Source organism: Streptomyces sp. NPDC085931 (assembly GCF_044540565.1).
In the GTDB taxonomy this organism is placed as follows: Bacteria; Actinomycetota; Actinomycetes; order Streptomycetales; family Streptomycetaceae; genus Streptomyces.
Genome location: NZ_JBITSK010000011.1, coordinates 20,839 through 34,662 on the forward strand (window position 1 = coordinate 20,839; position 13,824 = coordinate 34,662).

Sequence of the window (13,824 nt, forward strand, 5' to 3'; positions counted from 1 at the left end):
GGGTGTCCGGCCCTTCGGCGTGCCGTGGGGCGGTCCGCTTCGCCGGAGGCAGCGGCTCAGCCGGCGTCGGGGCGGGGCGGGCGGGGGCCGCCGAGCTCGACGGCCGTGCAGCGCCAGCGGAGGTCCTGGCCGAGTTCCAGGCGGAAGGCCATCGCGCGCAGCCGGTCGCCGGCGCCGATGCGGGCGAAGGCCTCGATGGCGCCCGGGCGGGGTTCGAAGTAGCCGATGTCCCGCACGACGGGACGCGCGCCCCGGGTGCGCAGGGGGCCGCGTTCGGCCAGCCAGGTCAGTTCGTCGTAGGCGCGGCCGCGGGTGTGGCGGAGCATCGAGTGGACGGGGCGGTGGCCGCTCAGGACGGCGACGAGGAGGTCCGCGAAGAGGTCCGTGGGGAGGGTCCGCCGAGGGGCCTGGGCGGGGACGCGGGGGACGGTCCGCCCGGACGCCGGGCCGGGGGCGCTCGGCGACGGCGGCGGGGCGCCGTGCGGGCCCCTGCGCGCGGCGGGGGCGGCGGGGCGGCGGCTGCCCGGGGAGGCGGGCGGGCGGGTGTCGGCGGGGCGTGTGTACGGGCGTTTGGCGCGTGCGGAAGCCGGGGGGCGGCCGCCGGACGCCGGGGTGCGGGGCGGGCCGCCGCCGGGGACGCGGGGCGGGCCGGTGGGGGTGAGGGGCGGCGCGCCGGCGCTTCCGGTGGTGAGGGGTGGGGTGCTTGCGCTTCCGGTGGTGAGGGGTGGCGCGCCGGAGTTTCCGTTGGTGAGGGGTGGCCTGCTTGCGCGTCCGGTGGTGAGGGCCGTTTCGCGGGCTCGGGGGCGCGGGGCCGCGTCCGCCGGGGTGCCGGGGGCGTGCTCGTCCCGGTGTGTGGGCGGGCGGCGATGGGTCCTGGTCATGACCTTGTGCATGGGGGGTCCCGTTCCGTGGGCCGGTGGATACCGGTGAGTAACTTCGGGTGGTGATCTTGTACGGGGACGGGGAGGGCCGGAGCAAGGAAGCGGACCGCGCGTCGCGGGCGCAGGGAAGTTCACCTATCCGGGTGGTCCGCAGGGCATGGACCCCGGCCTTCCAGGGGCGGCCCGGGTGAATCCCCGGCCCGGGGTGGACGCGTCCGGCGCCCCGGGGCGGGACCCGAAAGGGGACGCGGCGGCACGTATTCTGAAGGCCTCCGCGGCGCCGTCCGACCCGGACACGACCCACCGACCGACCACGAAAGCGGCCAGCCATGCGTGTCTACGTGCCCATGACCCTCCCCGGTCTCGCCGAGGCGTACCGAACGGGCGAGCTGGGGGCCGGACCGTTCGTCGCCTACGCCGTCACGCCCGCGCTGCGCGAGTGGTACCTCTCCGACGACATCGAGGAGCTGGAGTACGCGGCGCTCAGCCGTGCCGCGCTGGCCTCGCTGCGGCTGCTGGCCGCCGAGCCGGACGCGCCCCGGCGCCGGGTCGTGGTGGCGGTGGACGTGCCCGACCGGGTCGCGAGCGCCGATCCCGACCGGGGCCTCGACCCGGCGGCGCTCGGGGAGGTGCGGGTCGCGGGCGCCGTGGCCCTGGCCAAGGCGGCGTCCGTGCACGTCGACGCGCCCGACGCGGAGGCCGATGTGACGGCGGCGGCCGACGCGCTGCCGGCGGCGGACGGCGGGGACGACGACGCGCAGTTCGTCGTCGACGGGGCCGAGGACCACGAACTGCTGTGGTTCGCCACGCAGGAGATCCCCAACCTGGTCGGCCGCGGGGACTGAGCGAACCCGCGCCCGGGGGCGCGTGGAGGCGCTGGTCTCTTGATTGTCAGTGGAGCCGGGTACGTTTTGGGCATGGGGACGAAGACGGGCGCGCACATTGTCTGGGACTGGAACGGGACGCTGTTCCACGACATCGACGCGATCATCGGGGCGACGAACGCGGCCTTCGCCGAGCTGGGGCTGGCGCCGCTGACGCTGGAGCAGTACCGCGAGCTGTACTGCGTTCCGGTGCCGAAGTTCTACGAGCGGCTGATGGGGCGGCTGCCGACCGAGGCCGAGTGGGAGCTGATGGACGGCATCTTCCACCGGTACTACGCGGAGCACCGGGTGCGGTGCGGGCTGACCGCGGGCGCCGAGGAGCTGCTGGCCGGGTGGCGGTCGACGGGGCGCAGCCAGTCGATCCTGAGCATGTACGTGCACGAGGAGCTCGTGCCGCTGGTGCGCGGCTTCGGGATCGAGCCGCACTTCATACGGGTGGACGGGCGGACCGGGCCGTCGGGCGGCAGCAAGGCCGAGCACATGGTGCGGCATCTGGGGACGCTGAAGGGAGTGGCTCCCGAGCGCACGGTGGTGATCGGGGACGCCGCGGACGACGCGGTCGCCGCGTTGCACGTGGGGGCCCGGGCCGTGCTGTACACCGGCGGATCGCACAGCCGGGCGAGCCTGGAGACGGTGGGCGTGCCCGTCGTCGACACGCTGGAGGAAGCGGTCGAGGAGGCGCAGCGGCTGGCGGCCTGATCGCGGGCTGCACGGCGCGATGCCCTCCGGCGGGTGCGCGCACTGTGCAGAACGTCAAACTTCCAGGGCTGGTTTTGTACACATACGGCTCATGACGGGGGCCCTGTCAGGAGCGATAGCCTTGGTGGCGTGATCAGCGCGATAGTTCGCGGGGACGCCGACGTCCTCGCCCTGCGCCCGGTGAGCACGGACGACATCCGTGTCCGGGCGGCAGTCGCTGGTCCTCGCGGGCGGGACGGGGCATCGAGGGCCCCCGGGACGCCGAGCACCACCAGGACCCAGGCGTCGCGGAGAGCAGCGTCACACCGGTGGAGCAGCTCAAGAATGGCTCAGACACCCCCGCTCATCTCACTTTGCGGCATAGCGTCGGTACAGACCGGATACCCCGTGTCACGACGTGACGTCGTAAGCGCAGAGGCCGTACTTCCTTCTACGTCACGCAACGGCGCGCGACAGGAGCCAGAGGACAATGCAGACCAAGCTGGACGAAGCCAAGGCCGAGTTGCTCGAGAGGGCCGCCCGGGTAGCTGAGAACAGCCCGGTCGGGGGGCACCTACCGACCGGGTCGACGGGCGAGGAGACCCCAGACGCCCAGGGAGCCCCGGACCGCGAGTCCCTGCTCACGTTCCTCCAGCGTTACTACCTGCACACGGCCCCGGAGGACCTCGCCGACCGCGACCCGGTCGATGTCTTCGGAGCCGCCGTGTCGCACTACCGGCTGGCCGAGAACCGCCCCCAGGGCACGGCCAACGTGCGGGTCCACACGCCCACGGTCGAGGAGAACGGGTGGACCTGCAGCCACTCGGTCGTCGAGGTCGTCACCGACGACATGCCCTTCCTCGTCGACTCCGTCACCAACGAGCTGACGCGGCAGGGGCGCGGCATCCACGTCGTCATCCACCCCCAGTTCGTGGTGCGGCGCGACGTCACCGGCAAGCTCGTCGAGGTCCTGCCCACGCCCGCGACCGGCGCCGCGGACCTGCCGCACGACGCGCACGTCGAGTCCTGGATCCACGTCGAGATCGACCGTGAGACCGACCGGGCCGATCTGAAGCAGATCACCGCCGACCTGCTGCGCGTGCTCTCCGACGCCCGGGAGGCCGTCGAGGACTGGGGCAAGATGCGGGACGCGGCGATCCGGCTGGCGGAGGGGCTGCCGGACGAGCCCATCCCCGGCGACCTGCCCGGTCCCCAGGTCGAGGAGGCCCGCGAGCTGCTGCGCTGGCTGGCCGACGACCACTTCACGTTCCTCGGCTACCGCGAGTACCAGCTGCGCGACGACGACTCCCTGGCCGCCGTGCCCGGCACCGGCCTCGGCATCCTGCGCGCCGACCCGCACCACTCCGACCAGGAGAGCCACCCGGTCAGCCCGTCCTTCGAGCGGCTGCCCGCCGACGCCCGCGCCAAGGCCCGCGAGCACAAGCTGCTCGTCCTGACCAAGGCGAACAGCCGGGCGACCGTGCACCGGCCGTCGTACCTGGACTACATCGGCGTCAAAAAGTTCGACGCCGACGGCAACGTCGTCGGCGAGCGGCGCTTCCTCGGACTGTTCTCCTCCGCCGCCTACACCGAGTCCGTGCGCCGCGTCCCCGTGATCCGGCGCAAGGTCGAGGAGGTCCTGGAGCAGGCCGGGTTCTCGCCCAACAGCCACGACGGACGCGACCTGCTGCAGATCCTGGAGACGTACCCGCGCGACGAGCTGTTCCAGACCCCGGTCGGTGAACTGCGCGCCATCGTCACCTCCGTCCTCTACCTGCAGGAGCGGCGGCGCCTGCGCCTCTACCTGCGCCAGGACGAGTACGGGCGCTACTACTCGGCCCTCGTCTACCTCCCGCGCGACCGCTACACCACCGCCGTCCGCCTGCGGATCATCGAGATCCTCAAGGAGGAGCTCGGCGGCATCAGCGTCGACTTCACGGCGTGGAACACCGAGTCGATCCTGTCCCGGCTGCACTTCGTGGTCCGGGTCCCGCAGGGCACCGAGCTGGAGCAGCTGTCCGACGCCGACAAGGAGCGCATCGAGGCCCGCCTGGTCGAGGCCGCCCGCTCCTGGGAGGACGCCTTCGCCGAGGCGCTCAACGCCGAGCTGGGCGAGGAGCGCGCGGCCGAGCTGATGCGCCGCTACGCGCACGCCTTCCCCGAGGGCTACAAGGCCGACCACAACCCGCGCGCCGCGGTCGCCGACCTCGTCCACCTGGAGCAGCTCAACGCCGAGGAGGGCAAGGACTTCGCGCTCAGCCTCTACGAGCCGGTGGGCGCCGCCCCCGAGGAACGCCGCTTCAAGATCTACCGCACGGGTGACGCGATCTCCCTGTCGGCGGTGCTGCCGGTCCTCAACCGGCTCGGTGTCGAGGTCGTCGACGAGCGGCCGTACGAGCTGCGCTGCTCGGACCGGAGCGTGGCCTGGATCTACGACTTCGGCCTGCGCATCCCGCGCCCGCAGGGCGGCAGCGCGGACTACTTCGGCGACGACGCCCGCGAACGCTTCCAGGACGCCTTCGCCGCCACCTGGACCGGCAAGGCGGAGAACGACGGCTTCAACGCCCTCGTGCTCAGCGCCGGGCTGACCTGGCGCCAGGCGATGGTGCTGCGGGCGTACGCGAAGTACCTGCGCCAGGCCGCCTCCACGTTCAGCCAGGACTACATGGAGGACACCCTCCGCAACAACGTCCACACCACCCGGCTGCTCGTCTCCCTGTTCGAGGCGCGGATGTCGCCCGAGCGGCAGCGCGCGGGGCACGAGATCGTGGACGCGCTGCTGGAGGAGGTCGACGCGGCCCTCGACCAGGTCGCCAGCCTCGACGAGGACCGGATCCTCAGGTCCTTCCTCACGGTCATCAAGGCGACCCTGCGGACCAACTTCTTCCAGGAGGCGGAGGGCGGCAGGCCGCACGACTACGTCTCCATGAAGTTCGACCCGCAGGCCATCCCCGACCTGCCCGCGCCGCGCCCGGCGTTCGAGATCTGGGTGTACTCGCCCCGGGTCGAGGGCGTGCACCTGCGCTTCGGCAAGGTCGCCCGTGGCGGTCTGCGCTGGTCGGACCGGCGGGAGGACTTCCGCACGGAGATCCTCGGCCTGGTCAAGGCGCAGATGGTGAAGAACACCGTCATCGTGCCGGTCGGCGCCAAGGGCGGGTTCGTCGCCAAGCAGCTGCCCGACCCCAGCGTCGACCGCGACGCGTGGATGGCCGAGGGCATCGCCAGCTACAAGACGTTCATCTCGGCGCTGCTCGACATCACCGACAACATGGTCGCCGGCGAGGTCGTGCCCCCGGCCGACGTCGTCCGGCACGACGAGGACGACACCTACCTCGTCGTCGCCGCCGACAAGGGCACCGCCACCTTCTCCGACATCGCCAACGAGGTCGCCGAGAAGTACAACTTCTGGCTCGGTGACGCCTTCGCCTCCGGCGGCTCCGCCGGCTACGACCACAAGGGCATGGGCATCACCGCCCGCGGCGCCTGGGAGTCGGTCAAGCGGCACTTCCGCGACATGGGCGTGGACACGCAGAGCGAGGACTTCACCGTCGTCGGCATCGGCGACATGTCCGGCGACGTGTTCGGCAACGGCATGCTGCTCTCCGAGCACATCCGCCTGGTCGCCGCCTTCGACCACCGGCACATCTTCATCGACCCGAATCCGGACGCCGCCACCTCCTACGCCGAGCGCCGCCGCCTGTTCGAGCTGCCCCGCTCCAGCTGGGAGGACTACAACACCGAGCTGCTCTCGCCCGGCGGCGGCGTCTTCCCGCGCACGGCCAAGGCGATCCCGGTCAACGCGCAGATCCGCGAGGCCCTCGGCATCGAGGCCAAGGTCGCCAAGCTGACCCCGGCCGACCTGATGAAGGCCATCCTCCAGGCCCCGGTGGACCTGCTGTGGAACGGCGGCATCGGCACGTACGTGAAGGCCTCGACCGAGTCGAACGCCGACGTCGGCGACAAGGCCAACGACGCCATCCGCGTCGACGGCAAGGACCTGCGCGTCAAGGTCGTCGGCGAGGGCGGCAACCTGGGCCTGACCCAGCTCGGCCGGATCGAGTTCGCGCTGCACGGCGGCCGGATCAACACCGACGCCATCGACAACAGCGCGGGCGTGGACACCTCCGACCACGAGGTGAACATCAAGATCCTGCTCAACGGCCTGGTCGCCGACGGCGACATGACCGTCAAGCAGCGCAACAAGCTGCTCGCCGACATGACCGACGAGGTCGGCCGGCTGGTGCTGCGCAACAACTACGCGCAGAACACCGCCATCGCCAACGCCCTCGCCCAGTCCGGCGCGATGCTCCACGCCCAGCAGCGCTTCATGAAGCACCTGGTCCGCGAGGGGCACCTCGACCGGGCGCTGGAGTTCCTGCCCAGCGACCGGCAGATCCGCGAGCGGCTCGCCCAGGGCCAGGGTCTGACGGGCCCGGAGACGGCCGTGCTGATGGCCTACACGAAGATCACGGTCGCCGAGGAGCTGCTGCACACCTCGCTGCCGGACGACCCGTACCTCAGCACGCTGCTGCACGCCTACTTCCCGAAGGAGCTGCGCGAGCAGTTCCCCGAGCACCTGGTCAGCCACCCGCTGCGCCGCGAGATCACCACGACGGTCCTGGTGAACGACACGGTCAACACGGGCGGCACGACCTACCTGCACCGGCTGCGCGAGGAGACCGGCGCGTCGCTGGAGGAGATCGTGCGGGCGCAGACCGCGGCCCGGGCGATCTTCCGCCAGTACCCGGTGTGGGACGCGGTCGAGTCCCTCGACAACAAGGTCGAGGCCGAGGTCCAGACCCGCATCCGGCTGCACTCGCGCCGGCTGGTGGAGCGCGGCACGCGCTGGCTGCTCAACAACCGGCCGCAGCCGCTCCAGCTCGCCGAGACGGTCGACTTCTTCGCCGACCGGGTCGAGCAGGTCTGGTCGCAGCTGCCGAAGCTGCTGCGCGGCGCCGACCTGGAGTGGTACCAGAAGATCTACGACGAGCTGACGGGCGCGGGCGTCCCGGACGAGCTGGCCACGCGGGTGGCGGGCTTCTCCTCCGCCTTCCCGACGCTCGACATTGTCTCGGTCGCCGACCGCATGGGCCGGGAGCCGCTCGACGTCGCCGAGGTCTACTACGACCTCGCCGACCGGCTGCGCATCACCCAGCTCATGGACCGCATCATCGAGCTGCCCCGCGCCGACCGCTGGCAGTCCATGGCCCGCGCCGCGATCCGCGAGGACCTGTACGCGGCGCACGCGGCGCTGACCGCGGACGTCCTGGCCGTCGGCAACGGCACCTCGACGCCCGAGCAGCGCTACAAGGCCTGGGAGGAGAAGAACGCGGCGATCCTGGGCCGGGCCCGCACCACGCTGGAGGAGATCCAGGGCTCGGACGCGTTCGACCTGGCGAACCTGTCGGTGGCGATGCGCACGATGAGGACCCTGCTGCGGACGCACTCGTAGCGCGCACGGGTCACGAGAACGCCCCGGGCCGAGCACGGCCCGGGGCGTTTTTCCTCGGCAGGGCCGGACGCGGGCGACGCTCAGCGCAGGGCGCCGGCCACCAGCCGGGCCGCCCGCTTCACCTTCGGCCGGGCCACCCGCCGCACCACCGGGCGGATCACCCGTGCCGTCACGCCCACCGGCTCCCAGCGGACCTGGAGACGGCCCGGGCCGTGGCCCTCCGGCTCCACCGTCAGCCGGTGCGAGGGGACGAGGGTCGTCAGCGTCGGGAACGTCAGGGGCGCCAGCAGCAGGCCCGTGTGGGACAGGCCCTGGTGCGTCAGCCGGAGCAGGGGGTGACGCACGCCCGCGAAGCCCTGCAGGGGCAGGGAGGCCGCTGCCAGATCCAGATGGGCGTGGCCCTCGAACAGCCCCGGCCGCACGGGGGAGAGGCGGAAGGGGACGTGCAGGCGGCGGCCTCCGGGGGCGATGAGCAGCATGGCGCGCTGGGGGCCGACCGGCAGGCGCCGGGCCGGGTCGTAGGTGCGGATCGTCAGGTCGATCGAGGCGCCCGGGCCCCGGGTGATCTCGGTGATCTCGTGGCGGAACTGGGCGCTCGGGAACGGGCGGGTCTCCAGCTCCAGGTCGGTGATGTCCAGTTCGCGGCGGGCCGGGGCGGACGCGGGGACCCGGTCGCCCCAGTAGGCGCGGCCGGCGCCGTCCGTCGTGACCTGGCGGGGGCCGACGCCGTGGCCCAGCCCTCTGGACGCCAGGCGGGCGTCCGCGAACCGGCGGTCCCGGATCAGCTGCACGACCACGCGCTCGGCCCGCGGCAGCCGGGCGAACGCGCCCGGGGTGAGGGTGTCGAGGTAGGGGGTGACGAGGTCCGCGAAGGACGCCAGCCAGGCGTCGTCGCGGTAGGGCAGGTCACCGGCGTACATGCGGAAGTCGTGCTTGAGGAACTTGTGGTCCTTGTCCTCGCGCAGCGACTCGTGCCCGCTCTCCGCGAGGAACGCGTCGATGAGGCGCTGGACGTGGATCCGGTCGCGGACGTTGGCGAGCTTGTGCCGCTGGTTGGATATCGAGGCCGCGTCGGAGGCCGCGTAGGGGGCCACGTACCAGCGGTAGACCGGCTCGGGGATGATCGTGAAGGTCTTGGCCAGGCAGTACGCCTGCGCCGAGAACAGCTGGTCCTCGTAGTGGATGCCCTCCGGGAAGCGCAGGTCGTGCCGGTCGAGGAAGGCGCGGGCGTACATCTTGCTCGTCGACAGGTGCTCGAAGAGCAGGCGCGGGTCGGACTCGATGCCGTCGAGGGTGCGGCGCTCGGCGACCAGGTGCGGCATCCACGTCGAGCGGCGGCCGTTGTCCACGCGGATCCGCTGCACCGCCCCCATGGCGAAGTCGAGCTCGCGTTCGCGGTGCGCGGCGAGCAGCAGGGCGACCGCGTCCTCGAGGAGTTCGTCGTCGCTGTCGAGGAACATCAGGAACGGTGCCCGGGCGATCTGCAGGGCGCGGTTGCGCGGGACGCCGCAGCCGCCGCTGTTGCGTTCCAGGCGCAGGTGGCGGATGCGCGGATCCTCGGCCGCCAGGCGCTGGGCCACCGCCGGGGTGGCGTCCGTGGAGTGGTCGTCGCTGATGATGATCTCGATGGCGCCGTGGGTCTGGCGGCGGACCGACTCGACGGCTCGGGGGAGGCGTTCGGCGTCGTTGTAGACGATGACCGTCACCGTCACGTCGGGGGTGCTCAGGTCGCCGGGGGTGCTCAGGACGTCCTGGGGGCTCATGCGGTCGCCTCCTGCGGGGTGGGGGCCGGGGTGCGCTCCTCTAGCGGCAGGACCGGCGGCAGATCCTTCTCGTCCTGGCCGAGGAAGACCCGGCGCACGACACGTTCGGCGGCGCGCCCGTCGTCGTACTCGCAGAACCGGCGGCGGAAGGCGGCCCGGGTCTTGGCCGCGCCCTCGTCGCGCCAGGCCTCGGTGGTGAGGATCTCCGTCAGCTCCTGCTGGGTGCGCGCCACCGGGCCCGGGGCCTCGGCCATCAGGTCGAAGTAGACGCCCCGGGTGGTGCGGTACGTCTCCCAGTCGTCGGCGTGGATCACGATCGGCCGGTCGAGGTTGGCGTAGTCGAACATGATGGAGGAGTAGTCCGTGATCAGGGCGTCCGCCGCCAGGCACAGCTCCTCGACCGGGTCGTAGGAGGAGACGTCGATGATCCGGCCCGTGCGGCGCAGGCTGGTCAGCGGGGAGGCGGCGCCGCCGTAGAAGTAGTGGCCGCGCACGAGGAGGACCGTCCCGTCGCCGAGGCGGTCGGCGAGGGCGGCGAGGTCCAGGCGGGGCGTCCAGCCGGCCTCGTAGTCGCGGTGGGTGGGCGCGTAGAGGACGGCCCGCCGGCCCGGGGCGATGCCGAGGCGGTCGCGCACCGCGCGGATCTCGGCGGCGCCGGCGGTGTAGTACACGTCGTTGCGCGGATAGCCGTGGTCCAGGGAGACGTAGCGCGAGGGGTAGGCGCGCTCCCACATGCGGGTGGTGTGGCTGTTGGCGGAGACGCTGAAGTCCCACTTGTCGATGCGCTCCAGCAGCGCCTGGAAGTCCAGCCCCTGGGCGGCGGCCGGGTAGGCCATCTGGTCGAGGCCCATGCGCTTCAGGGGCGTGCCGTGGTGGGTCTGGACGTGGATCGCGTCGGGGCGCTTGACCACCGCGTTGGGGAAGTTGACGTTGTTGACCAGGTACTTGGCGGTGGCCAGCACCTCCCAGTAGCGGCGGGTGCCGGGCACGACGTGGTCGGTGCCGGGCGGCAGCAGGGCCGCGTTCTCCGCGCTCACCACCCACACCGGGTGGATCTGCGGGGCGAGCGCGGCGAGCTTGGCGGCGATCGCGGCCGGGTTGCAGGCGACCCCGCGGTTCCAGTACGCCGAGAACACCGCCAGGTGCGGGTTGACCGGGCGGCCGAGCGCCCTGCGGTACTGGTGGTCGCGGAGCCTGGCCCCCACCTGGCGCTTGCGGGTGCGTACGGCCGACCTGGCGGTGCGGCGGGTGCGGTTGACGGCCTGGAACGCCCGGTACCTGCCGTACGCGCCCTCCTGGAGCAGCGAGCGGCGGACGCCTTCGAGGCCGGCCGGATGGCGGTAGCCCTCGGGGCGGCGGCGCACGGCGGCCAGGGACGCCCGGCGGAAGAACTCCCGCGCGACCTCTTCGGGCATGCCGCTGCGGGCGAAGGTGCGCAGGCAGTCGCGGACCATGACGTCGTAGAGCACGGTGTGGGCGGCCCGGCGGCCCGTCGTGAGGTCGAGCAGCGCCTCGTAGCGGGCGACGAGGCCGTAGCGCTGCTCGGGCGTGACCGGGGGCAGGCTCGCGGGGCGCAGCCGGCGGTCCTCGTAGACCGCGTGCGGCAGGCAGGCGACACGGTCGGCGAGCAGCAGCGCGGCCAGGGCGGCGTACGGCTCGTCGTCGGTGGTGAAGTGCTGTTCGTGCGCCTTCCAGAACTCCGCGCGCAGGACCCGGGTGCCGAGCAGCGGGGTCAGCCGCAGCAGCGGCGAGCAGTCGTCGAGGGCGACGTCGGCACGGCCCGCCCGGGCGAGCAGGGAGCCGTCCGGGGAGGGCATGCCGGTGCTGCGCCAGGTGCTGCGGACGTGGTCGAGCAGCAGGACGTCCACCTCGGGCGGGAGTTCGGCCACCCGCTCGGCGACCAGGCGCGGGGCGCCGGCGGGCAGGCCGTCCTTGGCGTGCACGAAGTGCAGCCAGCGCCCGGAGGCCCGCGCCGCGCCCGCCGCCCGGGCCGCGGCGTCGCCCGCGCCGTCCGGCAGCGGGAGCACCTGGACCTCCGGGGCGTGCCGCTCGGCCGTCTCCCGGGCCCAGTCGCCGACCGCGGCCACGATCACCTCGGCGTCGGGGAGCGGATGGGCGGCGAGGGAGTCGAGCAGCTCCGTCAGGTGGTCCTGCACGTTCGGCCCGTGGACGACGATGCTGAGCTCGGCCATCACGGGCCCCCTTCTCGCGGCTGCACCTACGCGGTCATGCTGCCACCAATGAGACAAAAGGGCCGTTCGAGTGCGTCTCACGAGGGAGCCGGTGCCTCCTCACGCGGAGGCCTTCGCCTTGGGCTTCGGTGCCTTCTCCCCGGTGAACGCCTCGTACTCCTTCAGGACGTCCTCCGTCGGACCGTCCATGCGCAGCTCCCCGCGTTCCAGCCACAGCACGCGGTCGCAGGTGTCGCGGATCGACTTGTTGTTGTGGCTGACCAGGAACACCGTGCCGGCGTGCTTGCGCAGCTCGCGGATGCGTTCCTCGGAGCGCTTCTGGAAGGACCGGTCGCCGGTGGCCAGGGCCTCGTCGATGAGCAGCACGTCGTGGTCCTTGGCGGCGGCGATGGAGAACCGCAGCCGCGCCGCCATGCCGGAGGAGTAGGTGCGCATGGGCAGCGTGATGAAGTCGCCCTTGTCGTTGATGCCCGAGAAGTCGACGATCTCCTGGTAGCGCTCCCTGATCTGCTCGCGGGTCATGCCCATGGCCAGGCCGCCGAGGTGCACGTTGCGCTCGCCGGTGAGGTCGTTCATCAGGGCCGCGTTGACGCCGAGCAGGGAGGGCTGCCCGTCGGTGTAGATGTGCCCGTTCTCCACGGGGAGGAGCCCGGCGACGGCCTTCAGCAGGGTGGACTTGCCGGAGCCGTTGGTGCCGATCAGGCCGATCGCCTCGCCCCGGTAGGCGACGAAGGACACGTTCTTCACGGCGTGCACCCGGCGCACCCCGGAGGCCTTCTCGGTCTGCCTGCGGCGCACGATGCGGTTGAGGGCGGCGGTCGCGGAGCCGCGTCCGGCGCCGGTGCCGTTGACGCGGTAGACGATGTCGACGCCGTCGGCGACGACGGTGGGGATCTTCTCGCTCGGGTGCTCAGCCACGGCCGTAGGTCTCCTCAGCCTTCCAGAAGTAGATGAACCCGCCGACCCCGGCGAGCAGCGCCCAGCCGGCGGCGATCGCCCACACGTGGGCCGGGAGCTGGCTCGCGTGGAAGCTGTCGATCAGGGCGAAGCGCATCAGGTCGATGTAGATCGCGGCCGGGTTGGTCTCCAGCAGGACCGTCACCACGCGCGGCAGGCTGTCCTTGTCCGCCAGCCTGTCGATGCTCCACATGACGCCCGAGACGTACATCCAGGTGCGCAGCACGAACGGCATCAGCTGGGCGATGTCGGGGGTCCTGGCACCCATCCGGGCCACCACCATGGAGACGCCCGCGTTGAACGTGAACTGCAGGAACAGCGCCGGCACCGCCAGCAGCCAGGACACCCCGACCGGCACGCCGAAGCAGAGCAGGATGACGACCAGGGCGGCCATCGAGAACAGCAGCTGCTGCAGCTGCTGGAGGCAGAACGACAGCGGCAGCGCGGCGCGCGGGAAGTGCAGGGCCCGCACCAGGCCGAGGTTGCCGGAGATGGCGCGGGTGCCCGCCATGATCGAGCTCTGCGTGAACGTCCACACGAACACGCCCGTGACCAGGAACGGGACGTAGTCCGGCACGCCGTGCTTGGTGCCGAGCAGGATGCCGAAGATGAAGTAGTAGACCGCCGCGTTCAGCAGCGGGGTCATCACCTGCCAGACCTGGCCGAGCTTCGCCTGGCTGTACTGGGCGGTGAGCTTGGCGGTGGCGAACGCGGTGATGAAGTGGCGGCGGGCCCACAGCTGCCGGACGTACTCGGGCAGGGACGGGCGGGCGCCGCTGACGGAGAGGCCGTGGCGGGCGGCGAGGGCCGCGAGGTCGTCGTCGGCGGGGGCCGGGACCTGGGGCGGTGAGTGGAGGACCTGACTCACATCCGCTGCTTTCGCTCGGGGGGAGGGGAGGGGACCAGGGGGCAGGGCCGGTCGAGGGAGGGAGGGTCTTTGCCGGAACCTGCACGACTCTTTACGTCGGGACGGGACCGTATCGTCGCAACGTGAGCGTAAGCCGATCGAGCGTCGGA

Annotated in this window: 8 protein-coding genes; 3 read left to right on the forward strand and 5 right to left on the reverse strand. The window is 72.2% G+C overall.

The features are described 5' to 3' along the window. Positions 1-56: 56 nt before the first annotated feature. A complete protein-coding gene (locus ACIGAN_RS23210) occupies positions 57-881 on the reverse strand; it encodes an Rv3235 family protein (RefSeq protein ID WP_399860127.1) in 825 nt (274 codons plus the stop codon). A gap of 329 nt (positions 882-1,210) precedes the next feature. Here ACIGAN_RS23210 and ACIGAN_RS23215 point away from each other — a divergent pair, with 329 nt between their 5' ends. From ACIGAN_RS23215 to ACIGAN_RS23225, 3 genes are all read left to right on the forward strand, one after another. Further along, entirely contained in the window at positions 1,211-1,726 is a 516-nt protein-coding gene (locus ACIGAN_RS23215; RefSeq protein WP_365098208.1) for a DUF6912 family protein, read from the forward strand. Between the two features lie 72 nt (positions 1,727-1,798). Further along, complete coding sequence (locus tag ACIGAN_RS23220) at positions 1,799-2,464, forward strand: HAD family hydrolase (protein ID WP_365739132.1); 666 nt, start codon at positions 1,799-1,801, stop codon at positions 2,462-2,464. 469 nt (positions 2,465-2,933) lie between these two features. Further along, a complete protein-coding gene (locus tag ACIGAN_RS23225; protein ID WP_365098205.1) occupies positions 2,934-7,895 on the forward strand; it encodes an NAD-glutamate dehydrogenase in 4,962 nt (1,653 codons plus the stop codon). A gap of 80 nt (positions 7,896-7,975) precedes the next feature. Here ACIGAN_RS23225 and ACIGAN_RS23230 read toward each other — a convergent pair whose 3' ends face one another. The 4 genes from ACIGAN_RS23230 to ACIGAN_RS23245 all read right to left on the reverse strand — a co-directional run bounded on the left by ACIGAN_RS23230 (position 7,976) and on the right by ACIGAN_RS23245 (position 13,675). Then, a complete protein-coding gene (locus ACIGAN_RS23230; protein WP_365739130.1) occupies positions 7,976-9,658 on the reverse strand; it encodes a glycosyltransferase family 2 protein in 1,683 nt (560 codons plus the stop codon). Then, the gene (locus ACIGAN_RS23235; protein WP_399860131.1) at positions 9,655-11,850 is read right to left on the reverse strand and encodes a CDP-glycerol glycerophosphotransferase family protein; all 2,196 of its coding nucleotides are present in this window, start codon (positions 11,848-11,850) and stop codon (positions 9,655-9,657) included. The genes ACIGAN_RS23230 and ACIGAN_RS23235 overlap by 4 nt, the downstream gene beginning before the upstream one ends. 99 nt (positions 11,851-11,949) lie before the next feature. Beyond that, positions 11,950-12,768, reverse strand: coding sequence for an ABC transporter ATP-binding protein (locus ACIGAN_RS23240; protein WP_365739126.1), 819 nt, complete (start codon positions 12,766-12,768; stop codon positions 11,950-11,952). Then, complete coding sequence (locus ACIGAN_RS23245) at positions 12,761-13,675, reverse strand: ABC transporter permease (protein ID WP_399860133.1); 915 nt, start codon at positions 13,673-13,675, stop codon at positions 12,761-12,763. The genes ACIGAN_RS23240 and ACIGAN_RS23245 overlap by 8 nt, the downstream gene beginning before the upstream one ends. Positions 13,676-13,824: the final 149 nt, after the last annotated feature.